This is a genomic window from Chitinophagaceae bacterium, from assembly GCA_016710165.1.
Lineage (GTDB): Bacteria > Bacteroidota > Bacteroidia > Chitinophagales > Chitinophagaceae > Ferruginibacter.
Genome location: JADJLJ010000001.1, coordinates 875,828 through 898,810, shown reverse-complemented (window position 1 = coordinate 898,810; position 22,983 = coordinate 875,828). Strand labels below are relative to the sequence as shown.

Sequence of the window (22,983 nt, the reverse complement as noted above, 5' to 3'; positions counted from 1 at the left end):
GTTTAATTTAGCAGGATGAACCGGTTCAAACATTTTATTGAGTGGCATGTATTTGGAGTATGTACCGCCATTGGCGAACGGATGGGCATTGCCACCTCCACCATACGAAAGTACTTTATCTATATGTCTTTTATGACCCTGGGTTCCCCGGTGATCATTTACTTCTTTGTTGCTTTCTGGATGAATGTGAAACGGTATATCCTGAATGCAAGAAGGAACCCGCTGCGGTATCTGTGACCCCTATCCCCTAAAGGGGGAAAATGGAGAAGATCAATGCGAAGATTGGTTTGTAACAAAAAATTTATTAGTAAAACATAATTGTTCCCTTTAGGGGATAGGGGCAATAGCTTTCCTTATCCTCACCAGTTTTTCCAGCAGGGGTTCCAGCAGGTTTAGCCGCAGCATATTGGCACCGTCGCTTTTTGCCACAGCAGGGTTGGGGTGTGTTTCAATGAATAAACCATCGGCCCCTGTGGCTATGGCAGCTTTGGCGATCGTTTCGATCAGCTCAGGGTTTCCTCCTGTTACGCCGGCAGTTTGATTCGGTTGCTGCAACGCATGGGTGCAATCCATTATGACAGGTACTTTTATCTCTCTCATCCAGGTGATGTTGCGGTAGTCAACCACAAGGTCCTGGTAGCCGAATGTATTGCCCCGTTCGATCAGTCCGACCTTGTTGTTACCGGCATTGTTTATCTTTTCAACAGCAAATTTCATGGAAGGGCCGCTTACAAACTGCCCCTTTTTTACGTTCACGATCTTCCCTGTTTTTGCGGCAGCGATCAGCAGGTCGGTCTGGCGGCATAGAAATGCAGGGATCTGCAACACGTCAACATACTTAGCTGCCATGGCTGCTTCTTCGGCGGTATGGATGTCGGTGGTGGTGGGGATGGAGAATTTTTCGCTTACTTTCTTTATCAGCTCCAGGGCTTTTTCATCGCCGATGCCGGTGAATGAACTGGCGGAAGTACGGTTTGCTTTTCGGTAAGATGCCTTGAATATATATGGTATCTGCAGTTTTTTGCAGGCAGCAGAAACTTTCTCTGCTATTTCCATCACTATTTCTTCCCCTTCCACCACGCAGGGGCCTGCAATCAGGAAGAAATTGTTCTTATCGTATTGCTGCTTGTTGAAAAGTTCGGTTAAATATTTTTCCATGCCGCAAAGTTACAATATTCAGTTTTTAATATTGTATTCCATATGCCGGCTATTTCCCTATTAATTTCTTCATTTCATCCAGTTCTTTTTTCAGCGATTCTATTTGTTTTTGTTGTTCCTGTACTGCTTTTACCAATGGGACCACAAATTGAGAATAACCTATGCCGTAGGTGTCCTTATCATTCTTTGGAATGACAATTCCGTCAAAATCATAACCTGCTTCCCTGGCTGCTTTTTCAACCTCCTGTGCAATAAAGCCACTATGACGTATGCGTTCTGATTCGGTATAATCAATAGAGCCGATGAGCTTCGGATCTGCAGTAGTACCTGATCTTATAAAAGCATCATACCGGGAAGTCTGGAAATTATAAATAACCGGGCGCAGCCTGGTAATAAAATCAAGCCCCGGAACAGATTCAGTGACCGCTGTTTTAAATCTTCCGTCAGATGGGAATGTGTATCCAACCTGTCCTTCGATCACTGTTACAGTTGAAGAACCGATCCGGACCTTATTACTTACGTTTATAAACGAGTTTGCTCCAAGAGCTGTAGAGTTGGTCAAATTATCAACTCCAACGATAACATTTGCTCCCAGGTAGGTATTGTTGGTTCCTGAAACATTTGCAACACCTGCTTGGTACCCGATCCCCGTATTATAGTCATTGTTTGTATTCCATAGGCTTCCTGCTCCTAGGGCTGTGTTATAATTACCGCTTTCTCTTTCTCCCATGGCAAAGTTTCCAATGGCCGTATTTTGCTGGCCGACAGTATGATCTTTCATTGCCCAGGTACCTACAATAACATTATTGGAGCCGCTTGCTAAATTCCGGGCTGCACTGTCACCAATGGCAACATTGTAATTACTGCCTGTCAGGTTACTTAATGCAAATGAACCCATTGCAGTATGGGCACTTCCATTTGTATTAAGGATCAAAGCATTGGATCCAAATGCCGTATTATTGCTGCCAAGTCCGTTTTGTCTTAAAGCCTGGAATCCTGTTGCTGTATTATTTACGCCGTTTGAATTAAGATATAAAGCTTTTGAGCCAACAGCCGTATTACTGGTACCACCGGAATTATTATAGAGGGCTGAATCACCCACCGCAACCAGATTACTGCCGGTTGTATTTGTCCGTAATGCTTCCGGGCCAAGGGCAATATTGCTGTAGCCGGATGTATTGGAATAAAGGCTCCTGTAGCCAACAGCAGTATTGTTGTTGCCTCCCTGGTTACTTATCAGCGATTCAAACCCAGTGGCCAGATTATTGATGCCTGATGTATTATTATACCCGGCCAGTCTGCCAAAAAAACTATTTCCTGAACCTGTAGTTGCCTGGCCGGCATAGCTTCCGAAAAAGGAATTATTTGAACTTGTGATAACTTCTCTTCCGGCATTATCGCCTACAAATGTGTTTCCAATGCCGGATGTGTTTTTCATCCCTGCAGCTGAACCAATGAAAACGCTTCCGTTGGCCGTGTTTTTTGTCCCGGCATCAATACCGATCAGGGTCGTCCAGGAACCCAGGTTATCCCTTCCTGCATTTTTTCCGAAAAAGACATTATAGCTGGCCGCGGTTAAAATATATCCTGCTGAATCACCCATTGCGGTATTGGCGGTACCGGAGCTGTTCTGCCGCAATGCATTTGAACCTACCGCTGTATTGTTTCTTGCAGCAACAGATGAAGTCTGATTAAGAGCTTCATATCCAACAGCTGTATTATCATTGGCATTATTGAAATAAAGTGCAGAGGTTCCTATGGCCGTATTCCGGATCCCCGCTGTATTGCTGAAAAAACTGAACGCCCCCACAGAGGTATTGTAATTGCCTGTTGTATTACCGGTCATTGACTGATAACCGATGGCTGTATTATGTGTGCCTGATGAATTGTTAAGGAAACCGGAGTATCCCAGGGCTAAATTGTAACTGGCATTATCGATCAATCCTGCCCGTATATTATTGACCCGGAAGTTCAGTGCCCGGTTGTCGGTGGTTCCGATGAAATGCATTGCGGTGCTGGTGCCTGCATTCCCGTTTCTTTTCCAGGCAAGGGTATCGGCATTTCCGTTAATGGATGCAACCCAACTCCATTTACTGCCGTCGTAATAATAGAAGCCAATACTGTCGGGCGCATTTTGAAATACCAGCAAACCGGTAGCGGGGGTGGTGATAGCGTTTCTTTCAGTCTTTGTCATCCGGGGTATCAAAAGCCCCTTCTGGCTGCTTTTCACATCCAGCATGGCGCTCGGGTCGGCAACACTTCCGTCAGTATTTACAGAAAAGGACTGTGCACCAGCAAAATGAATAACGGGCAGAAAGGTTATCAGCAAGAGGTACTTCTTTCTCATAATAGTATAGTTTTAAAGGTCACCAGGGTGAAAAATTTCTTGCTGATCGAGAAGGGTAATTGGCGTCGACCGAAGGATATTGGTCTATATTAAAGGGCAATTCAAATATAAATAAAAGAACTAAAAAAACATCACGAACTTCCGAACGGCGGGATTTGATGAACAAACGGCTTTGCCTGAGGAATGAATTGTATTAGCCCTTACATTTGTATTTCAAAGACTTGCTATGCTTAAAGAGAAAATATTAGTGATCGGCGCATCCGGACAGATAGGAGTGGAGTTAACACTGGCTCTTCGTAAAATATACGGCAATGCCAACGTAGTGGCTTCTGACCTGCGGGAAGAAAATGACCTGCTAAAGGGTACCGGCCCCTACGTGAGCCTGGATGTGATGAACAAGGAGATGCTGCACGTACAGGTGATCCGGCAGAATATTACCCAGGTATACCTGTTGGCTGCCATTCTTTCTGCCACCGGCGAAAAAAATCCCAACCTGGCCTGGAGTCTAAACATGCAGAGTTTACTGAACGTGCTGGACATAGCCCGGGAGGAAAACCTGCATAAAGTATATTGGCCGAGCAGTATTGCGGTTTTCGGGCCCACCTCGCCAAAACAGGATTGCCCGCAACAGACCATTATTGAGCCTACCACTGTTTACGGTATCAGTAAATATGCCGGTGAGTTCTGGTGCCATTATTTTAATCAGCGCTATGGGGTGGATGTACGGAGCCTGCGTTACCCCGGACTGATAAGCTATAAGAGTGAACCCGGCGGCGGAACAACGGATTATGCCGTGGATATTTTTTACAAGGCAAAGAAGGGAAAGAATTATGAATGCTTCTTACGGGAAGATACATACCTGCCCATGATGTATATGCCCGATGCCATCCGGGCTACGATCGAATTGATGGAAGCGCCGGCAGATAAGATCTCTGTACGTACGTCTTACAATTTATCGGCCATGAGTTTTTCACCAAAGGAGATCACTGCGGAGATAAAGAAGTATGTCCCGGATTTTTCAGTCAGCTTTAAACCCGATTATCGCCAGCCTATTGCAGACAGCTGGCCGCAGAGTATTGATGATGCCGTGGCAAGAAGGGACTGGGGATGGAAGGAAGAATTCAACCTGCAACAGATGACGAAGGATATGCTGGAGAACCTGAAGGTCTGAGAATACTGAACCAGGGAATGAATATCGAGCAAGGAACAAGGAATGATGAATTATGATCGGAATGTCATACTTCGTCATTCAAAATTCCTTGTTCATTATTCATATGAGCTTGTGCTCGTAGGCATATTTCACCAAGCCGATCACGCTGGCGGTATTCGTTTTCCGGAAAATATTCTTGCGGTGGGTCTCCACGGTCCGTTCGCTCAAAAAAAGTCTTTCAGCGATCTGTTTATTGCTTAATTCTTTTTCGATCAGCCGGATGATCTCAATTTCCCTGGCCGTAAGATTGACCTCTTCATTTTCTTTTTTCCGTTCGCTGGCCCTGGTCATTTCCTCCAAAACCTCATCGCTGAAATAAATGCCGCCGGCAGAGATCTTTTCCAGTGCCTTCACCAATTCCTGTTTGCCAATGTTCTTGAGCACATAACCGGAAATGTCTGCATCTTCGATCATCCGGTTTACCAGGTCGCCCTGCCCGCTCATGGAAAGCGCCAGTATCTTTATTTCAGGGTATTTCAGGTGAACTTCTTTTGCCAGTTCTGCCCCGTTCATGCCGGGCATCATTACGTCGGTGAGTAAAATATCAATGAAATTCCTGCCGATGAGTTCGATCATCCGGAGCGGCTGTGTACATTCAACCAGCACTTCAAACTGGTTGTGGCCCTGAAGTAAAGATTTTAGCCCGTCTATTACTATCTGGTGGTCGTCAACGATCCCTAACCTGGTCTTAGCGTTTTTCATTTTCTGCTCAAGCTTCTTTTCCGTTCGCTAAATGTAGCGAAAAGTTTTTAATGGGATGCCGGGATATGAATGGCAACCAATGTGCCTTTTCCCGGAGAACTGTCAAAATCAACCGTACCCTTAAGGAATTCAACCCTGGAGCGGATGTTCTTCAATCCGATCCCTTCCGTTTTTTGTTTATCGGTGGTATCAAAACCACACCCATTATCTTCCACAGTTACCGATATGCCATCTTCATCCTTTATCAGTGAAATATCGAGGTTGGAGGCTCCCGAATGTTTGATGACATTGTTCACACATTCCTGGATCACCCGGTAAAGCACCGTTTCGGTATTACTATCAAGCCGTTCACTCAGGCCTTCCGCATGCAGGTTTATTTTGAGAATGCGGTTGTCTATCTTATCAATGAATTCCTTAACGGCACTGGCAAGCCCGCTTTTGAGCAGTGCATTGGGCATCATCTGGTGACTTACACTCCGTATCTCTTTACAGCTCTCATCCACCAGGCTGATCAGCTTTTCAAAAGAGATCTTCTGGGACTGGTCTTTGAAAGTTATCTCATTCTCAAAGGCGGATAAGTTCATTTTTGCCGCACTCATCAACTGGCCCACGCCGTCGTGCAGGTCGGCAGCAATGCGTTTGCGTTCATTTTCCTCGGCATTGATGATGGCTTTGGTAGCAATGTCCTGCTGTTTCATCACTTCCTCCTGCAGCATCATTTTATGTTGTAACTGCCTTTTCCGGTAAAAAGTGAATCCGGATAATACCAGCAGGGCACTGGCAAGCGAGATGCCCATCAGCAAATAATTCTTCCGGCTTAGCTCGGTTTTCTGCAGTTTCAGCTGCTGCTCTTTTTTCTCTGCCTGGTATTTTGCATTCAGCTGTTCTATCTGTTTCATCTTTTCACCCGAATAGATCGAGTCTTTGAGTGCTGTTTGCTTTTTGTAATAAACCAGCGACAGGGCAAAATCCCCTTTCTTTTCTGCGATCACCGCCAGTTCCCGGTAATTACCCAGCAGCAGGTCGATGAATTTCATATCAACGGCAATGGCATTGCTCAGGTTGTATTGTTCAAGGGCTTTGTCGAGGCTGTTTTGTTCTTTATACATATAGCCCAGGTCGCTGTGGCTCAGGGCAATGGTAAAACTGTCTTTCAGTTTTTTTCTCAGTTCGAGTGACTGAAAAAGATAATCTTCAGCTTCTTTGAATTTCTTTTGCTGCGTGTAAGCGCCGCCAATAAAATTCAGGCTGTAAGCGATACCAATGGTGTCGCTCATTCTTTCCCGTATTTCCAGTGACCTTTTGTAACGGCTTATCGCTTCATCGTAATTTTCTTTGTATTCAAATACCACCCCCGATTCATTTAGTATGGTTCCCATCCCCTCCTCGTCATTCAACCGGTTGTAAATAGCAAAAGCCTCATCGTACATCTGTAATGCCCTGTCCAGGTCACGGGATTTGCGGTATAGTTTTCCAAGATCATTCAATGCGGCAGCCAGCTTCGGCTGGTCGCCGGTCTTTCGTAAGATGCCGATGCTTTTATAATAATACGTGGCTGCGCTGTCGTAGTTGCCTTTAAAATAGTAGGCCCTGCCAATGGCGCTTTGAAAGCCACCGAAGGAACTGCTGTCGTTTATTTTTTGTGCAAGGGAAGCGCCTCTTTGTGCAGCCGCCAGGCACTCATCAAAATCCTTTACAAGAAGTTTTTCCTGCAGCATGAAACAGGCTTTCATCTTCTCCCGGTCGCTGGCGCTGTTCTCAATTATAAAATTCAGGCTGTCAATGAGGTATTGCTGTGCCTTGACGGAAAAGCCGGTAATACATAATATGAAAGTAAAGAGGATTATTTTTGTCCGTTGCATCCGTTTCAGTTGGGTTAGCTGATGCCTAGTACCTGCTGCATGTTGAAAATGCCTTTCTTGTCTTTGATGAACTCCGCAGCCAGCACAGCACCCAGTGCAAACCCCTGCCGGCTGTGTGCCGTATGGATTAATTCAATATCGTCAACGGCGGAATGGTATCTTACCAAATGGGTACCTGGTGCCGGGTCTTCCCGCTTGCTGATAATGACAAGATCTTCCGGGTTGGCAGAAGCTTCATTCACCCATTTTACTTTACCTGGGATCTCATGCAGTACCTGTTCGGCAAGGGTGATGGCTGTTCCGCTTGGGGCATCTTTTTTCTGCGTGTGATGGATCTCCACCAGCGAAACATCATAGTCGTTGTGCGGTTTCATCAGCTGTGCCAGTTTTTTGTTCAGCTCAAAAAAAATGTTCACGCCTACACTGAAATTACTGGCGTATAAAAAACTTCCGTTCTTCTTTTTACAAAGATCATCCACTTCATCCCGGTACTCCAGCCACCCGGTACTGCCGCTAACAATGGGTATGCCGGCATCCAGGCATTTCAGTATATTCTCCTTTGCGCTGTGTGGCCCGGTAAATTCAATGGCCACATCGCAGCGTAGAAGATTTTCTTTCGTAAAAGAGCCGGTGGTATCAATGTCGATCTTCAGGTCAATGGTATGTCCCCGTTTCCCGGCCACTTCTTCAATGGTCTTACCCATCTTGCCATAACCGATCAGTGCGATCCTCATGCCCCCTGGCCCCCTGAAGGGGGTATTACCTGCGTTGTTCATGCGCTTTAAAAGTTAGTGAAAAACAAATATAATCATTTAAGCCCCTTTAGAGGTTTGGGGTGAATGTTCAGCACCAGGCTTATCCCATTTGTGCGGGCAAGGGGGCTGTAACCGGGCTTTATCTGCAGGCTGAGGTCGTTACTTACATCGAAGGTCTTTAAATGGGCATCCACGGTGGCATCCACCACGTTCAACCCCCAGAAGAGGATAAAGAACAGTACAGAGTAGTCCACATTCTGCCTTACCTCGTTGCGGAAATTCTTTATCCGTTCAGGCTGGTCTTTTACTGAAAAATAGGGTTGGGGGATCTGGAAATCGTTTGTAAAGTCACCATCTATTGCATTGAGATAGGCATCCCTGGCTTCCCTGTATTGTTTAACATTCCTGAAAAAGATATACGTGGTGGCTCCCAATGCAGCATACACAACCGGTATCTTCCAGTATTTTTTATTGGTGGCCTGGCCCCATCCCGGAAGGATGGCAGAGCGGATGGTGGCGATCCGTGGGCTGTATAATTTAGACGTGTCGGGTCTGGAGAATATGTTCGTGTTCTTCTTTTTTTTGGCGCCGCCCTCCTGGGCAGCAACCTGGGTACAAAAAAGAAGGGAGATGATCAGGATAAAACAGGAGGTCGCTTTATACATCAGCTTACGTTAATATTCAGTTTTTCCAGCAGGGCATTCAGTTCTTCGGTGGAATAATATTCAAACAGGATGCTTCCGCCTTTTTTGCTGTGTTTCAATTTAACCCGGGTGTTGAACTGCGATGCTAAATTATCTTCAATTCGTTTGAGATCGGGTGGCAGGGCCTGTTTTACCGCAACTTTAACAGCCGGTATATATTGTTTTCTTACCAGTTCTTCGGTTTGACGTACAGAAAGCCCGCGTTTCTTTATTTCGTTGAAGATGTACAGTTGCTTATCAATCATATCCACATTGATCAGCGCCCTTGCATGTCCCATGCTGATGTCGCCGTTGCGGACAGCCACCTGTATATCGGGGGGTAATTTCAGCAGGCGTATGTAGTTGGTGACCGTACTCCTTTCTTTACCCATCCGTTCTGCCACCTGCTCCTGTGTATATGCCAGTTCATCCATCAGGCGTTTATAACTGAGGGCAACCTCGATCGCATTCAGGTCTTTCCGCTGCAGGTTTTCCAGCAGCGAAAGCTCCAGTAACTGGGCATCATCTGCCTGCCTTATATAAACGGGTACATCTTTGAGCCCTGCAATCTTTGAAGCCCGGAAACGGCGTTCACCGGCAATAAGCCTGTACCTGCCATTGGCCAGCCTGGTCACGGTGAGGGGCTGGATGATGTCATGCATTTTTATGGAATCTGCCAGTTCGTTCAGGGCGGTTTCGTCAAAGTCATGACGGGGTTGTTTGGGATTCACTTCGATCTGTTCCAGCGGGATGCGCATGGATGTTGAAACCTGCTCCATCACCTCCGGCTTTAAACTTCCGGCAGTGCTTTTAAGGTCTGCATCAATATTCTGAAGCAGGCTGCGTATCCCTTTTCCCAATGCATCTTTTTTATTTGGAAGGCTCATGTTTATTTATTGTTTGTGGTTTGTGGTTTGTAGTTGTGGCAGATACTCTTTGATATAACAACGAACCACAAACTACAAACCACGAACTTATTACTCCAATATCCTGTCTTCTTCTTTTATTTTGGTAAGGTTATTCTTTTGCAATATCTCTTTGGCAAGGTTAAGATAATTAACGGCGCCCTTGCTGTCGGAATCATACAGGATAACGGGCTTGCCAAAACTGGGCGCTTCACTCAGGCGGGTGTTGCGGTGAATGATGCTGCTGAAAACAATGTCATCGAAATGGCGGCGCACTTCACTCACCACCTGGTTGCAAAGACGCAGGCGGCCATCATACATGGTCATCAGGATCCCCTCAATTTTCAGCGATGGGTTGAGCCTGTTCTGAACGATCTTGATGGTATTGAGCAGTTTTCCCAGCCCTTCCAGTGCAAAGAATTCGGTTTGCACGGGAACCACCACGCTGTCGGCGGCTGTTAAGGCATTAACGGTTATCAGTCCCAACGATGGCGAACAGTCGATCACAATAAAGTCATACTCATCCCTGATGGGTTCCAGTATCTTTTTAAGCACCGCTTCCCGGTTGGGGTAGTTTATCATTTCGATCTCGGCACCTACCAGGTCAATATGAGAGGGGAGCAGGTCCAGGAAAGGAATATCTGTTTTTAATATCACGTCTTTGGCCTGTGCCTCGTTCACCATACAGTCGTAAAGGCTCTGGGTGATGTTGTGCAGGTCGAAACCGGTTCCGGTGGTGCTGTTTGCCTGTGGATCGGCATCCACCAGCAGGGTCCTGAATTCCAGCACGGCGAGGCTCGCCGCCAGGTTAATGGCCGTGGTTGTCTTGCCAACTCCTCCTTTTTGATTTGCTACTCCGATTATTCTGCCCATAGTATCATTGTTCGTTATTCGTTGTTCGTTGACCGTCGTTCGTTATACAGCTGCTTACCGGCCAATGGACAACGCACAACGGTGCATTTCTGAGATGCCCAAAGGTATTGTAATGTACAGCAATTCCCTTTTTTGTTTTCACCATTTTTTCTACGCCCAAAGCTGCAGGCAAGCCATAAAGAGGCAAATGCCACATTATAAAATATTTTACATTCCCAATCGTCTGTTTTGAATAAACACCCTGAAATTTGCGGGTAAATGCTGCATAGGACTTCCGGGCCTGCAAATTTAACCATTCGGCATAAAACCGGGAACAAAGAGCTCTCTTAATTGTAATATTTGTGATAATGATGATAGCAACAAAAAAACATATGACCTTTAATAACCTGGGTCCCCAACCTCAAACCTCAAACTTCAAACCCTAAACTCTAAACCCCCATGCGTACACCAACCGGCGTTTTCATTACCATTGGCATTATGCTGCTGCTGGATACCTATATTTTCCAGGCCGTGAAGGCAGTAAGCCATTCTGTTTCTCCCAGGGCCCGGGCGATCATCTATTCGTTGTACTGGGGGCTTACCGTCATTGCCATCATCAGCTTTTTGCTGTTTGTTTATACCGACCAGCATTTCATGGGCAAGAAGGTAAGGACGTATCTGTTTGCAACCATCATCGGTTTGTCGCTGGCAAAAATGGTAGCGGTCATCTTTTTCCTGGTGGATGATGTGCGCAGGGGAATTCAATGGGTTGCCGGAAAATTATTCTTCAGCAATACCGATGTGGAAGGCATGAGCGGTGATGGCATCAGCCGATCGGTATTTTTAAGCTGGCTGGGCCTGGCTGCCGGAGGCACTTTATTTGGAAGCCTCCTGTACGGTTTTGGCAATAAGTACAATTACAGCCTGAAAAAGGTTCCGCTGGCATTTGATAATTTACCGGCGGCATTCAAGGGATTAAAGATCATCCACATCAGCGATATCCACAGCGGCAGTTTTACCGATAAGAAAGCAGTACATCATGGCATTGATAAGATACTGAAAGAAAATGCCGACCTCATCCTGTTTACCGGCGACCTGGTGAATGACCGGGCCACCGAGATGGAAGAATTCATGGAATTATTCAGCCGGCTGAAAGCCCCCATGGGGGTATACAGCATTTTTGGCAACCACGATTATGGCGATTACGTCCGTTGGCCGTATAATGGCATCAGCCGGGAACAGAACCTGGATAACCTGAAACAGGTGCATGCGGATATGGGATGGCGTTTGCTGATGAATGAACACGTGGTACTGGAAAAAGAAGGCGAACAGATCGCTTTACTGGGCATCGAGAACTGGAGCAGCAAGGCCAGGTTCCCCAAACACGGGCGCATGGACCTGGCACATCCCGGGGCTGAAAAATATCCATTTAAGATCTTAATGAGTCACGATCCCAGTCATTGGGATGCGGAAGTAAAAACAAAATACCCCGATGTTGACCTGATGCTGAGCGGCCATACCCACGGCATGCAGTTTGGCGTGGAGATACCCGGTTTTAAATGGAGCCCGGTGCAATACATGTATAAACAATGGGCAGGACTGTATGAAGAAGGCAACCAAAAACTGTATGTGAATCCCGGTTTTGGGTTTATCGGTTACCCGGGCAGGGTGGGCATCATGCCGGAGATAACGGTGATAGAGCTTGTTTAAATTGGATATTGAATGTTGTTCTGAACATTGTGTAGTGAATGTTTTATTTCCGGTAATCATATTTCCTCACGATCGTTTCCTCCCCGGCAAGGTTCTCCCTTGTCACTTTCCCTATCTGCGCCTGCACACATTTCCATTCCCCGTTTTCTTTTATATAGGTATCGGTATACATCCAGTAGCTGATATCTTCTTTCCCGTCTTTGATCGCAATGCACTTGTTCTGTGAATGTACAAGGGCCGTGTTGCCGAATAGTTTGATGTCTTCGCCCCGGTAGTCCCAATATACAATATCCCTGAAACCATGCGCCCAGTTCTCGAGGTACCTTGCCCGGTCGGTGTATTTTCCTTCTGTGTTGATGTGTATGAAATCCGGGTGAATGATCAGACTGTGAGCCGCCACGTCATTGGTCACAAAATTGTGAATGAATTTTGCATTCAGTTCTTTTAATATTGCCATATCCGGGCCCTGGGCGTCGGCTCGCAACAGCCCCAGTGCCATGATGCCTGTGTTGATGATCTTTTTCATTTTTATGCGTTTATTGATCTGATGTTTTATTCTGTTGTCAATAATTGTTCAAAGAAACCCCCGATATTATTTGCCCTGTCCACAAATTGAATTTCCAGTATCCAATGTCTTTTGTTCCCATGTTTATCCCGCAGGAAAATGCTGCTTTGATTATCCGGGTGAATATCCAATCCCAGGTCGGCAGGATCATCCGGCTGTTCATGCGGGAAAGGGCCTACTATATGACCGGCTATGTCTCCGCCAAATTCCCACCCATAACTTTTTGCCAGCTCAGTAACGTAATGAAAGCATTCCGCACCTGTCAGATCATTCTGTTTGGAATACCACCGGTTTGCTTCATGCCAGGCATCTTCTACGTCTTTTTTTAATTTCAGTTTCAATGGATCATTGCCAATAACATAGGTTCTCCCCAGGTCTGCTTCCCAACCCTTAAAAACAGGGCCCAGGTCTAAAAATACAATATCGTCATCCTGGATGACCCGGTCTGGTGGATTTCCATTGTATGGGTGAAGGGTGTTGGCGCCAGCCCGTACAATTTTTTTATGCCAGAAGTTCCCAATGCCAAAAAATTCTTTGGCCAGGTTAGCTATTTCCCCTGCCAATTCACTTTCAGACTTCCCGGGAATTATCAGCCCCCGTTGTTCTGCGGTATTGAATAATTCTTTTGCCTTTTGTTCGGCAAACACCAGGTTTTGTTTCACTTCGTCCATAGCGTTGATTTAGCGGAGCACAAAGCTAAAGGTCATGGAGCGGCATCACTTGTGAAATCCTGCTGTTTTTTTCCGGCTGGCCCTGAAGGCGGAAGGGGAGAGCCTGTATTGTTTTTTAAAAGCAGCTGAGAAATAGTCGATGCTGTTGAAGCCCGACTGGAAGGCGATATCCGCAACGGGCAAGGCAGTAGCCAGTAACATCCCGGCATGTTTCAGGCGCATCAATTGCAGGTATTGGTGAACAGGATAGCCCGTAAAAGCCTTGTATATCCTGCTGAAATGAAAGGGGCTTATGTGGCAGTGGCTTGCCAGTTCTTCGAGCGAGATATTCTTTGTAAGATTTTCGCTGAGGTATTGTTTCGCTTTCTCGATGGTTACGAGGTGGTGTTTTTTTAGCCGGGCCGGCAGTGCCTGCGGTACTTCGTAATTGGTGAAACGGGACAGCACTTCTTCCAGGATATCCATTACCAGGCTGTCCATTTCAAGTTTACCCGGTGATGCCTGCCTGGCTGCCTGGAGTAATGTATAGTGAAGCTGTTCTACCTGCGGGTTGGTTCTTAGCAGCAATGACTGGATGTCTTTATTGGAAAAGAACCAATGCGCTTTAAGCTGAAACTGTTCTTCCAGGTCTTCGTAAAATACTTTCTTAAAAATGATGATGGTACACGCATCGGGTATTTCACCGGGGTGGGTCACGGTGTAATCGTAACCGGGTTTACTCACGAGCACCGAGCCGGTATAGGTATCCAGCGAGTTGCGGAATGCATGGTAATAAAAATTTCCTGACCTGGTAATGCAGAGTGAAAGATGCTCATTGTATTCTGTCTTCGACTTGGTGCATTCATTACACAGGCATTTGAAATCGCAGATCTCATAATAGTCAGAAGAGAACAGTATGTGTACCTCAGCTTCCATTGAAATGCAGAATTAATATCGAATGTAAAGCATTCTTCTATATAGAAATGTTCAATACACAATGCTCAATGTTCAATGGATGAGCATTCCGTTTCTGAAACGGATCCCGTTTATCATTGAGAACCTTCCTGCCTGCCGGCAGGTTGAACATTGATTATTGAATATTCCGCGGTTCAGATCTTACCGGAAGCTTCCTCTTTCCTTCGAAGCATAAATTCTTTTTCTGTCCCTTCCTCCTTCATCCGTTGGCCTTCTGAAACCGCCGTCGGCCTCGTTCATGCGGATGGTGCGGTTGTTGTAGCGTTTGCCGTCGATGGCTTTTATCATTCTGCCGGCAGCATCTTTGTCGATCTCTACCCAGCTGTTCATTTCCCGCATATCGATCTTGCCAAGTACTTCTTTCTTCAGGTCGCTCTCGTCCAATATGAATTGTAAAAAACTGGCTTTGTAAAAACCGTCTTTTGTCCCCAGGTTAACGAATAACCGGGTGTAGCCACTATCCCGCCTGTTGAAGCTGGTGCGCTCTTTACGGCTGCCACCCATTTCTTCCCGCATGGGCTGCCTCCTGTCGCCCCGTATGTCGGCACGGTTAAGGTCCTCCGCATTTTCGTAATATTTCAGGAAATGGCTGAACTCCAGCGCAGCTACCCGCTGCAATACTTCTTCTTTGCTTACTTCGGCAAATTTCATCATCAGGTCGGGCATATAGGTTTCGTAATCCCCATGGCTCACATCGGCCAGCATCAGTTTATCCATGAAATGGAAGAACTGCTTGCGGCAAACGTCTTTACCGCTCGGCACATCCACTTTGTGGAATTTTGCATTGATCATCCGCTCAAGTGATTTGATCTTATAGCTTTCCCTGCTGTGGCAGATGGAAAGGCAAACACCCGTTTTACCGGCACGGCCTGTACGGCCGCTGCGGTGGGTATACACTTCCATGTCGTCGGGCAATTCAAAATTGATCACGTGGGTGATGCCATCCACGTCTATTCCTCTTGCTGCCACATCGGTGGCGATGAGCAATTGAAGGTTCTTACTGCGGAAACGCCCCATCACTTTGTCGCGCTGCTGCTGGGACAGGTCTCCATGCAGCGCTTCGATCTCGTAACCCGATTTTGCCAGGCGCTCAGAAATATCCTGTGCGTCGGCCTTGGTACGGGTGAAAATGATGGCATACATGCCGGGGTTGAAATCGATCAGGCGTTTCAATGCTTCGTAACGGTGTTGTGCAGGCACCACAAAGTATTGATGGTCGATGTTCACATTGCCGCTGTTCTTTTTACCGACCGTAACTTCTTTCGGGTTCTCCATATAATTTTTAGAGATGGCCCTTACTTCCGGTGGCATGGTGGCGCTGAATAACCAGGTGCTCTCCCGGTTGATGGTATTTTTCAGTACAAAATCGATATCATCCCGGAAGCCCATGTTCAGCATTTCATCGGCTTCATCCAGTACCACGTATTTTACTTTCTGCAGGTCGATGGCCTTTCTTTCTATCAGGTCGATCAAACGGCCTGGTGTTGCCACTACGATGTGTACGCCTTTTTTGAGGTTGCGTATCTGCATCATGATGGAGGCGCCGCCGTAAACGGCTTCTGTAAAAATATTCCGGCTGTGTTTTTTAAAGGTCTCAATGTCGCTGGTGATCTGCAGGCAGAGTTCCCTCGTCGGGCAAACGATCAGCGCCTGGGGATGCCGCTGTGCCGGTTCGATCAGCTGTAATAAGGGTAAACCAAATGCGGCGGTTTTGCCGGTTCCGGTTTGAGCAAGACCGATGAAATCGGTGGTGCCTGATAACAGGACAGGGATCGCTTTTTCCTGTATGGAGGTGGGGGTTTCAAATCCTAATTCGGTAACAGATTGTACCAATTGTTCGTTCAAGCCTAAGGCTTCAAATGCATTCATGAAATTTGTTTTGCGATAGCCACATGCTGTTTCCCGGATGTACTGAACGTGTCGAAGTACCGGGATGTCATGCTTTTGGCCGTTGTATAAATCCGATAGCTATCGGATGCAGGGGTGTCAAAATGCCCCGGGGATAGACCTATTTTCAACAGCAACTGAGCATGTCATGTAATTCTCAGTTTTTAAATAATGGGCGCAAAGATAGGCTATTTATGCCCAAGTCTGGCATGAAATAAAAATTTGCGCCATATTAAACTAATTTTGTTCTTTTAAATCTATACAGGCTGACTCAACCGCTTATGCAACGATCCTTATTATTAATGATCTCCGTCCTGGCTTTTTCGCTGGCCTGTGTCCAGACCGATTCGCTTACGAAGGAGGAAAAGCAGGCATTGGATTCCATGTTCAGGAACGATGCGTTCATTCAGCTGATGATGGGAGCCGGAAAGAAGAAAAGCTATTTTGATGTTAATGTAGGTATCGGCAATGGGATATTCAGCCTGAAGAATAATTCACTAAATGCAGGGCAGGCGATCACCAACAAACTGTTTTATACACCATCGGCCGGGTATTATCATAAAAGCGGGCTGGGGCTTACCCTGACCGGCTTTTTTGCCAGGGATGACGGGAAATTAAAAATGTACCAGTATGCCCTCCGCCCTGCCTATGTTTACCACAATAAAAATATAGATGCCGGCATATCCTACACCCGTTTTATGGAAGGCTCCACCACCAGTTTTGACGTAAGCCCTTTTAAAAATGATTTCTATGGAAGCTTTACGTACAAGAAGACATGGATACAGCCGGGAATCGCCGTTGGTTTTTCTTTCGGTAAACAGGAAGAATATTTTGATACGGCATTCTGGTTCTTCAACCGGGTGGTGCATATACGGGATACCATAACCACGCGGGTGTATGGATTGTCTGCCATCTTATCTGCCACGCATGAATGGGACTTTTATAAGGTCTTTGGTAAGAAGGATGCTGTTCAGCTGCAGCCAACCATCATGCTGAATGCAGGATCGCAAACCTGGAACATTTCCCATTCCAGCAGCCTGACCAACCGCAGACCCGTTGTTCAGAATTATCTTAAAACGAGATACGGCGATGGAAGCAGTTCCGGTTCGTTTAAAATACAGTCGCTGGGTTTCCTGGCAGAGATAACGTATTACTATGGTAAGTTTTATTTTCAACCCCAGGTATACCTTGACTATTACCTGCCATCCACTACTGAAAAAGACTCACTTCATTATTTTCGGTTGTTGCAGGATTCTCATTCTAACCTGCCGGTTCTCTTAACAAAAGTTTGTAAAAATATTTTTCTGCATGGCATGTATCTTGCGCCTTATGTGCGAACCAAACCATTTAACATGAAAACGAAGATCCTTTCACTGGCATTATTGACGGTCATCAGCACTTCTGCATTTTCCCAGCGGCTTCACATCGGTTTTAAAGGCGGCGCTTCCATTAACAAACTCACTGGTAAATCCTTTAAAGATGAATTCTCTTTCGGTTATCACCTGGGTGGTTTTTTTGAAATCGGATTGGGCAAAAAATTAGGTATCCAGCCCGAAATATTATTCAGCCAGACCAACGTGGATACATCCAGCACGTTCAGCAGTGTTTACCAGTTCAAGCAACTGAATAAAGTGCAATTGAAATACCTGAGCTTCCCCATCTTATTAAACATCAAACCCACCAAAATGCTCACCCTGCAGGTAGGTCCCCAGTTCGGGATCCTCACCAATAAGAGCAATACGCTTCTGCAAAACGGCCAGGAAGCATTCAAGAGCGGCGACTTCAGTATGCTGGGGGGTGTGCAGGTAAATATCCGTCACTTTAATATTTACGGCCGCTACGCAATCGGCTTAAGCAATATCAATGACATCGATAATAACGAGAAGTGGAAGAACCAGAGTATCCAGTTGGGGATCGGGCTTACATTATAATATAAACTTTGCCAACGTTCGAAATGTTGGCAAAGTTATTCAAGAACGTATGATGTGGAGAGAGCCATCGGCGTTCCACCTGACCACTGCAGAGGGTACGGCAGGGGTTGAATCATCCTGGCGGTGTTGCACGATATAGTCAACACCGTTTTTTATTGCCACATCAATATCTGTAAAAACTTCCGGAGCCGGGTAACCGGAAACATTTGCCGAAGTGGAAACAATGGGCTTGCGGAACCGTTTGATCAGGTCTTTGCAGAACCTGTCTTTTGTGATGCGGATAGCAATGCTGTTGTTTTGCGGGGTAAGGTTTTGCGCAAGTCCCACCGCGCCTTCGTAAATAATGGTGGTTGGTTTGTGGATGCCTTTGATATAATCAAACACTTTTGGGTCGGGCTGGGTAACGTATTGGATGATGTCCCGTTCATCGGCCAGCAGGATGATCATGCTTTTCTCATCGGACCTTTTTTTAAGCGCATAGACCTGTGCCACCGCCTCCTCATTGGTTGCATCGCAGCCAATACCCCAGACCGTATCGGTGGGATAGAGGATCAACCCGCCCTCTTTCAGCACACGCAGGCATTGTTCAATATCGTTCTCGTAGCTATACATTCATCATCGCTTTTTGAAAAGCTTCGAGGAGATGATTTGTCTGAATGGTTTTGGCGCATTTAAAATGTTGTTCAGGACAGGTTTTATGGCCATGGATTCCACAGGGGCGACAGTTTAACTTTTCCGGTGTTTCAACGATATATGATTTGTCGGACAGGGGCGTGAAGCCATAAGCAGGTGCGGTTGAGCAGTATACTGCTGTAACCGGCGCATTTACCGCCGAGGCAAAGTGAAGCGGCCCGGAATCATTTACATAATTCATAGCCGCTGTTTCCATTAAGGCCGCCGATTGCAAAAAAGAAAGTTTGCCTGCCAGGATATCTACATCCGGATTGTTGCTGATGCTTTTTATGTATTCGCATTCGGCAATGTTTTCTTTTCCTCCCACTAAATAAACAGCATACTCAGGGGGAAAATTCCTGATTAGGTCAGCCCATTTCTCAAACGGATATCTTTTGGTAAACCAGATACTTCCGGGCGATATAGTCACATATTTTTTTTGTGTCCAGGCTGATATTGCAGCATGATCTTTTTCTGATGGATATAACCTGGGACGGATAACTGATCCGTCGGTAAAAGATTCAATAAGGTCATTGTTTCGCTCCACTTCATGCTTTATCCCGTTCTCCTTACTGATGATGTGTTTTACTTTTTTGCTGAACAGGAAACTTAAGGGGTTCTTGTCAAAGCCAATGGTCTCGTTGGCCCCGGAAAATGCCGTGAGCAGGCCGGTGGAAAAAAAGCGCTGGATGGTGATCACCTTATCGTACCTGGTTTTTCTGATATGCAGAAGCAGGACTAACAGGTTCCTGAGTTTCCGCTTTTTTTTATCCCAGGTAAGCACTTCAGAAAGGTGCGGATTATTTTCCAGCAGGCTTTCATTTCCCTTTCGTACCAGGAAATCTATCCGGGCATGGGGATAATGTTTTGTCAGTTTTTCCACCAAAGCAGTGCCCAGCACCACGTCGCCGATAAAGGCTGTTTGTATGACGAGAAACTTTTGCATGTAAGCTGTAAAGTTATTGATTAATACGGATTGGTACCCGGTTTACAATTGAAACTTATGCGGTATAAAATGCTTTTTTCTTTGTTCGGTCAACAGTGTAAGTTTGCAGAAATTCAACGCAATGGAGTTAAAGCAAATGATACTGGATGCCTGGGCCAAACGGGATCTTTTAAAAGACCAGGCCTATGCCGATGCAGTGAGGACCGTATTGGAAGAAGTAGATAAAGGCCGCCTTCGTACTGCCGAACCTGTCAATGGGTCCTGGCAGGTGAATGAGTGGGTGAAACAGGCCATACTGATGTACTTCGCCATCCAGCAGATGGAGACCTATACGTTACCGCCTTTTGAATTTTATGATAAGATGAAACTGAAGTCGGATTATGCTTCCCTGGGTGTGCGGGCGGTACCCCATGCCGTGGCAAGATATGGTGCATACCTGGCCAGGAACGTGGTATTGATGCCGAGCTATGTGAACATCGGTGCTTATGTGGATGAAGGTACGATGGTTGATACCTGGGCTACCGTGGGTAGTTGTGCCCAGATAGGCAAGGGGGTTCACCTGAGCGGGGGGGTGGGCATTGGGGGTGTTTTGGAACCCTTGCAGGCGGCCCCGGTCATTATAGAGGACGGATGTTTTATCGGCAGCCGTTGCATAGTAGTGGAAGGAGTGCGGGTGGAAAAAGAAGCGGTACTGGGAGCCAATGTGGTATTGACACAGTCCACCAAGATCATTGATGTGAGCGGGACTGAACCGAAAGAAATGCGGGGTATTGTGCCGGCAAGGAGTGTAGTGATACCCGGCAGTTACAGCAAAAAATTCCCGGCAGGGGAGTACGGGGTAGGTTGTGCGCTGGTCATCGGTCAACGTAAACCATCCACGGATCTTAAGACAAGTTTAAATGATGCACTGAGAGATTTTAATGTTTCGGTGTAGTGCCTTATATTTGCAATCCGTTTGAAACGTTTAAGTCGTTTAAATGTTTAAAATCGTTTCAGGGTTTTGGCCTGCGCAACGGTTTTAACGAATGAAACGGTTTACAACGACTTCAACGTTGGTTCACCTGCCCAGGTGGCGAAATTGGTAGACGCACTGTGTTCAGGTCGCAGCGTTCGCAAGGATGTGCTGGTTCGAATCCAGTCCTGGGCACAAATGCCTTTCACAAAAGTGAAGGGCATTTGTATTTGGTGGCGATGAGAATTCATTCTCATAAGCAGGCAAATACAAATGACCGCCCCGATATACCGGGGCTATGGCTTTGTGTAAGACCAGTTCTAAGGATCAATTTTGGTACTCCAGTCCCGGGCACCAGCAGACTCACGCTATTCGTTTGGGTCTGTTTTATTTTGTTGAAGTCGAAACAGGTAGTCCGCCATCCGGCATACCAGGGCGCAGCGTTGGCAAGGATGTACACCGGTTTGTATCAGGATCCCATGCACAAAAAAATCCCGTCAATTAATTGACGGGATTTTTATCTTAAATGAGTTTTAGTCCAATACTTCATACAATACAGCAGGGGATATCCTGTTCTTCAAAACCGCTTCACCTACTTTCCGGCAGTGCCTGTTTGCTCAATTTTATCATTACTAATAAGCACGGATTGTCCGGGAATGACCTTTCCTGTCATAACATCAACAAAGTTCACATTGCTGATCAAAGTTTGTTGTGCATAGAGACATGCTGATGAAATGATCGATAACAGGAGCAGTTTATATTTTTTCATAACGGTTATTTGGGTTGAGTGTTTTCCAATTGCTCTATCGTTTTCTTCGCCGCTGCCAATCGTATCTTTTTATTCTTTTCCACCAGTTTAGCCGTTGCCCATTTCTCCACCCGGTGATGTAACGGTACCAATAATGCCGCAATGCAAACCAATGCCAGCAACATCAAAACAGGGGAGTGGTTGGTTATTCTTTCTAAAAAAGGATGTAGCAGTAAATTGAGAAATTCGAAAACGATCAGTAAAGCAACTATACCAAAAAATTCAATCAGTTTGGTATTGGTAATAAAACTGCGGCTGAGTAATAAATAAAGGGTAAGCAAAATAATTATTCCGATAGCGATTAAGGCGTATTGAATGTTTTGTTTACGTTCTTCCTTTGCTGCAGCCACTTTTGTTTCTTCATCAATCTTTCTTATTTGTTCATTAAAGGCCAATGCCTGTATCTTATTAAAATTATCCTGATTAAAAACAGAATCTTTAAGTGCCGACTGCATTTTTAAATAAAAATAAGCACTGTCCGGCTGGTTCAAATTATAGTATGCCGTGTTTAAAAAACCGGCAGCGGAAAGCTTTATGATATTGTTATCAATACTGTTTCCGGTTTTCAGCAGCCGCAAGGCATATACTTGTGCTTTTTTAAATTGATTGGTAGTTATCAGGTATGGTAAATAGCTGGTACTGAAATTAATCAGCAGCGAAGTAGTGCCAATGGAATCGGAGAGTTTATTGGCTTTTTTAAAATACAACTCTGCCATTTCATTGTCTTTAAGCAAGGTATAAGCTTCTCCTTTTTGTATCCATTCGATCAACAGATAATTGGCTTTCGGAAATCTCCGGTTCACCTGTTCCAATTGGTGTATCTGCACCAATGCCGTATCAGGTTGTTTTTTTCTTAGATAATACCTGCTGATGGTACGATAATATTGCCCCGCCATATAATCATACATGGGTGCGGATTTATCCGGCAAATTAGCTTCAGCTAATTTTGCATATTTAAAACTTTCCTCTTCGTTTTTAAGGGTTGAATAACTTTCTGCAATATCAAGATACAGGGAACTTATTCTCCGCTTATCTTTTGCCTTTTCGGCAAGCGGAATGGCTTTAAAAAAATATTCCAAAGCTGTTGGATTTTCTCCCTTGCTTCTGAAGAAATTGCCAACTACATTAAGACTAATGGCAAGCAGGGAGTCATTTTTTAATTGCTGCGCAATACGGAATAGTTGTACACCCAGGGAGGTGTCCTGGTAATTACCAAAGGTAGCATCATTGGCCTCACGGATTTTGTTGAGAAGGGTAAATTGTTCAATGGGTTTGCTGGTTTTTGAGAGAACCGCCCGTAAACTATCTGTTGTTTTCTTAACGTTAAACAGGGACAGGTCTTGTGCAAAAACAGTTTTCCCGGTCAAAACCGGGATTGCAGCAAACCAAATGTGGATTATTATTTTTTTCATC

21 protein-coding genes and 1 tRNA gene are annotated in these 22,983 nt (G+C 45.6%); 6 read left to right on the top strand and 16 right to left on the bottom strand.

Annotated elements, in window-relative coordinates; genetic code table 11:
• The first annotated feature begins 15 nt into the window (after window positions 1-15).
• Window positions 16-237, top strand: coding sequence for a PspC family transcriptional regulator (locus IPJ02_03965; GenBank protein MBK7374734.1), 222 nt, complete (start codon window positions 16-18; stop codon window positions 235-237).
• Window positions 238-327: 90 nt separating this feature from the next.
• On the opposite strand, the gene kdsA is transcribed toward IPJ02_03965, so the two are convergent.
• The gene (gene kdsA / locus IPJ02_03960) at window positions 328-1,158 is read right to left on the bottom strand and encodes a 3-deoxy-8-phosphooctulonate synthase (protein MBK7374733.1); all 831 of its coding nucleotides are present in this window, start codon (window positions 1,156-1,158) and stop codon (window positions 328-330) included.
• A 49-nt stretch (window positions 1,159-1,207) separates the two neighbouring features.
• Window positions 1,208-3,505, bottom strand: a complete 2,298-nt coding sequence (locus tag IPJ02_03955) for a tail fiber domain-containing protein (protein ID MBK7374732.1) — start codon at window positions 3,503-3,505, stop codon at window positions 1,208-1,210.
• Between the two features lie 226 nt (window positions 3,506-3,731).
• Between IPJ02_03955 and IPJ02_03950 the strand changes: the two genes are divergently transcribed.
• Window positions 3,732-4,676 carry an NAD-dependent epimerase/dehydratase family protein gene (locus IPJ02_03950; protein ID MBK7374731.1) on the top strand — a complete coding sequence of 315 codons (945 nt, stop codon included), beginning with the start codon at window positions 3,732-3,734 and terminating at the stop codon, window positions 4,674-4,676.
• 99 nt (window positions 4,677-4,775) lie between these two features.
• On the opposite strand, the gene IPJ02_03945 is transcribed toward IPJ02_03950, so the two are convergent.
• From IPJ02_03945 to IPJ02_03920, 6 genes are all read right to left on the bottom strand, one after another.
• Window positions 4,776-5,417 carry a response regulator transcription factor gene (locus IPJ02_03945; protein MBK7374730.1) on the bottom strand — a complete coding sequence of 214 codons (642 nt, stop codon included), beginning with the start codon at window positions 5,415-5,417 and terminating at the stop codon, window positions 4,776-4,778.
• 47 nt (window positions 5,418-5,464) lie between these two features.
• Window positions 5,465-7,279, bottom strand: a complete 1,815-nt coding sequence (locus tag IPJ02_03940) for a sensor histidine kinase (protein ID MBK7374729.1) — start codon at window positions 7,277-7,279, stop codon at window positions 5,465-5,467.
• A 14-nt stretch (window positions 7,280-7,293) separates the two neighbouring features.
• Window positions 7,294-8,013, bottom strand: a complete 720-nt coding sequence (dapB, locus tag IPJ02_03935; GenBank protein MBK7374728.1) for a 4-hydroxy-tetrahydrodipicolinate reductase — start codon at window positions 8,011-8,013, stop codon at window positions 7,294-7,296.
• 74 nt (window positions 8,014-8,087) lie between these two features.
• Window positions 8,088-8,699 (bottom strand): hypothetical protein, encoded by a 612-nt coding sequence (locus IPJ02_03930; GenBank protein ID MBK7374727.1) that lies wholly within the window; start codon window positions 8,697-8,699, stop codon window positions 8,088-8,090.
• A complete protein-coding gene (locus IPJ02_03925; GenBank protein MBK7374726.1) occupies window positions 8,699-9,604 on the bottom strand; it encodes a ParB/RepB/Spo0J family partition protein in 906 nt (301 codons plus the stop codon). The genes IPJ02_03930 and IPJ02_03925 overlap by 1 nt, the downstream gene beginning before the upstream one ends.
• A gap of 90 nt (window positions 9,605-9,694) precedes the next feature.
• Window positions 9,695-10,495: a ParA family protein gene (locus IPJ02_03920; GenBank protein MBK7374725.1), complete on the bottom strand. Its 801-nt coding sequence runs from the start codon at window positions 10,493-10,495 to the stop codon at window positions 9,695-9,697.
• Window positions 10,496-10,933: 438 nt separating this feature from the next.
• Between IPJ02_03920 and IPJ02_03915 the strand changes: the two genes are divergently transcribed.
• Entirely contained in the window at window positions 10,934-12,184 is a 1,251-nt protein-coding gene (locus tag IPJ02_03915; protein ID MBK7374724.1) for a metallophosphoesterase, read from the top strand.
• Between the two features lie 43 nt (window positions 12,185-12,227).
• Here IPJ02_03915 and IPJ02_03910 read toward each other — a convergent pair whose 3' ends face one another.
• From IPJ02_03910 to IPJ02_03895, 4 genes are all read right to left on the bottom strand, one after another.
• Entirely contained in the window at window positions 12,228-12,710 is a 483-nt protein-coding gene (locus IPJ02_03910) for a nuclear transport factor 2 family protein (protein ID MBK7374723.1), read from the bottom strand.
• Between the two features lie 26 nt (window positions 12,711-12,736).
• A complete protein-coding gene (locus IPJ02_03905) occupies window positions 12,737-13,420 on the bottom strand; it encodes an aminopeptidase P family protein (protein ID MBK7374722.1) in 684 nt (227 codons plus the stop codon).
• A 45-nt stretch (window positions 13,421-13,465) separates the two neighbouring features.
• Complete coding sequence (locus IPJ02_03900; GenBank protein MBK7374721.1) at window positions 13,466-14,335, bottom strand: helix-turn-helix transcriptional regulator; 870 nt, start codon at window positions 14,333-14,335, stop codon at window positions 13,466-13,468.
• A gap of 180 nt (window positions 14,336-14,515) precedes the next feature.
• Window positions 14,516-16,243, bottom strand: coding sequence for a DEAD/DEAH box helicase (locus IPJ02_03895; GenBank protein MBK7374720.1), 1,728 nt, complete (start codon window positions 16,241-16,243; stop codon window positions 14,516-14,518).
• A 299-nt stretch (window positions 16,244-16,542) separates the two neighbouring features.
• On the opposite strand from IPJ02_03895, the gene IPJ02_03890 reads away from it, so the two are divergent.
• Window positions 16,543-18,192 (top strand): PorT family protein, encoded by a 1,650-nt coding sequence (locus tag IPJ02_03890; protein MBK7374719.1) that lies wholly within the window; start codon window positions 16,543-16,545, stop codon window positions 18,190-18,192.
• Between the two features lie 39 nt (window positions 18,193-18,231).
• Here the strand turns inward: IPJ02_03890 and IPJ02_03885 are convergent, their stop codons facing one another.
• Both IPJ02_03885 and IPJ02_03880 read right to left on the bottom strand, forming a co-directional pair.
• Window positions 18,232-18,804 carry a threonylcarbamoyl-AMP synthase gene (locus IPJ02_03885; GenBank protein ID MBK7374718.1) on the bottom strand — a complete coding sequence of 191 codons (573 nt, stop codon included), beginning with the start codon at window positions 18,802-18,804 and terminating at the stop codon, window positions 18,232-18,234.
• A complete protein-coding gene (locus IPJ02_03880; protein ID MBK7374717.1) occupies window positions 18,797-19,810 on the bottom strand; it encodes a glycosyltransferase family 9 protein in 1,014 nt (337 codons plus the stop codon). The genes IPJ02_03885 and IPJ02_03880 overlap by 8 nt, the downstream gene beginning before the upstream one ends.
• 121 nt (window positions 19,811-19,931) lie before the next feature.
• Between IPJ02_03880 and IPJ02_03875 the strand changes: the two genes are divergently transcribed.
• Together IPJ02_03875 and IPJ02_03870 are read left to right on the top strand one after the other, a co-directional pair.
• Window positions 19,932-20,744 (top strand): 2,3,4,5-tetrahydropyridine-2,6-dicarboxylate N-succinyltransferase, encoded by an 813-nt coding sequence (locus tag IPJ02_03875; protein ID MBK7374716.1) that lies wholly within the window; start codon window positions 19,932-19,934, stop codon window positions 20,742-20,744.
• Between the two features lie 129 nt (window positions 20,745-20,873).
• Window positions 20,874-20,957: transfer RNA gene (locus IPJ02_03870), tRNA-Leu, on the top strand.
• 397 nt (window positions 20,958-21,354) lie between these two features.
• Here IPJ02_03870 and IPJ02_03865 read toward each other — a convergent pair.
• Window positions 21,355-21,531, bottom strand: coding sequence for a hypothetical protein (locus IPJ02_03865; protein MBK7374715.1), 177 nt, complete (start codon window positions 21,529-21,531; stop codon window positions 21,355-21,357).
• Between the two features lie 5 nt (window positions 21,532-21,536).
• A complete protein-coding gene (locus IPJ02_03860) occupies window positions 21,537-22,982 on the bottom strand; it encodes a hypothetical protein (protein ID MBK7374714.1) in 1,446 nt (481 codons plus the stop codon).
• Between the last annotated feature and the right edge of the window lies 1 nt (window position 22,983).

What these genes read in the sequence shown, in the direction of transcription:
- IPJ02_03880 (MBK7374717.1), bottom strand. Translation starts at nt 19,810, where the DNA reads ATGCAAAAGTTTCTCGTCATACAAACAGCCTTTATCGGCGACGTGGTG.
- IPJ02_03905 (MBK7374722.1), bottom strand. Translation starts at nt 13,420, where the DNA reads ATGGACGAAGTGAAACAAAACCTGGTGTTTGCCGAACAAAAGGCAAAA.
- IPJ02_03945 (MBK7374730.1), bottom strand. Translation starts at nt 5,417, where the DNA reads ATGAAAAACGCTAAGACCAGGTTAGGGATCGTTGACGACCACCAGATA.
- IPJ02_03895 (MBK7374720.1), bottom strand. Translation starts at nt 16,243, where the DNA reads ATGAATGCATTTGAAGCCTTAGGCTTGAACGAACAATTGGTACAATCT.
- IPJ02_03920 (MBK7374725.1), bottom strand. Translation starts at nt 10,495, where the DNA reads ATGGGCAGAATAATCGGAGTAGCAAATCAAAAAGGAGGAGTTGGCAAG.
- dapB (MBK7374728.1), bottom strand. Translation starts at nt 8,013, where the DNA reads ATGAGGATCGCACTGATCGGTTATGGCAAGATGGGTAAGACCATTGAA.
- IPJ02_03890 (MBK7374719.1), top strand. Translation starts at nt 16,543, where the DNA reads ATGCAACGATCCTTATTATTAATGATCTCCGTCCTGGCTTTTTCGCTG.
- IPJ02_03915 (MBK7374724.1), top strand. Translation starts at nt 10,934, where the DNA reads ATGCGTACACCAACCGGCGTTTTCATTACCATTGGCATTATGCTGCTG.
- IPJ02_03965 (MBK7374734.1), top strand. Translation starts at nt 16, where the DNA reads ATGAACCGGTTCAAACATTTTATTGAGTGGCATGTATTTGGAGTATGT.
- IPJ02_03925 (MBK7374726.1), bottom strand. Translation starts at nt 9,604, where the DNA reads ATGAGCCTTCCAAATAAAAAAGATGCATTGGGAAAAGGGATACGCAGC.
- IPJ02_03865 (MBK7374715.1), bottom strand. Translation starts at nt 21,531, where the DNA reads ATGAAAAAATATAAACTGCTCCTGTTATCGATCATTTCATCAGCATGT.
- kdsA (MBK7374733.1), bottom strand. Translation starts at nt 1,158, where the DNA reads ATGGAAAAATATTTAACCGAACTTTTCAACAAGCAGCAATACGATAAG.
- IPJ02_03875 (MBK7374716.1), top strand. Translation starts at nt 19,932, where the DNA reads ATGGAGTTAAAGCAAATGATACTGGATGCCTGGGCCAAACGGGATCTT.
- IPJ02_03885 (MBK7374718.1), bottom strand. Translation starts at nt 18,804, where the DNA reads ATGTATAGCTACGAGAACGATATTGAACAATGCCTGCGTGTGCTGAAA.
- IPJ02_03910 (MBK7374723.1), bottom strand. Translation starts at nt 12,710, where the DNA reads ATGAAAAAGATCATCAACACAGGCATCATGGCACTGGGGCTGTTGCGA.
- IPJ02_03860 (MBK7374714.1), bottom strand. Translation starts at nt 22,982, where the DNA reads ATGAAAAAAATAATAATCCACATTTGGTTTGCTGCAATCCCGGTTTTG.
- IPJ02_03930 (MBK7374727.1), bottom strand. Translation starts at nt 8,699, where the DNA reads ATGTATAAAGCGACCTCCTGTTTTATCCTGATCATCTCCCTTCTTTTT.
- IPJ02_03900 (MBK7374721.1), bottom strand. Translation starts at nt 14,335, where the DNA reads ATGGAAGCTGAGGTACACATACTGTTCTCTTCTGACTATTATGAGATC.
- IPJ02_03950 (MBK7374731.1), top strand. Translation starts at nt 3,732, where the DNA reads ATGCTTAAAGAGAAAATATTAGTGATCGGCGCATCCGGACAGATAGGA.
- IPJ02_03940 (MBK7374729.1), bottom strand. Translation starts at nt 7,279, where the DNA reads ATGCAACGGACAAAAATAATCCTCTTTACTTTCATATTATGTATTACC.
- IPJ02_03955 (MBK7374732.1), bottom strand. Translation starts at nt 3,505, where the DNA reads ATGAGAAAGAAGTACCTCTTGCTGATAACCTTTCTGCCCGTTATTCAT.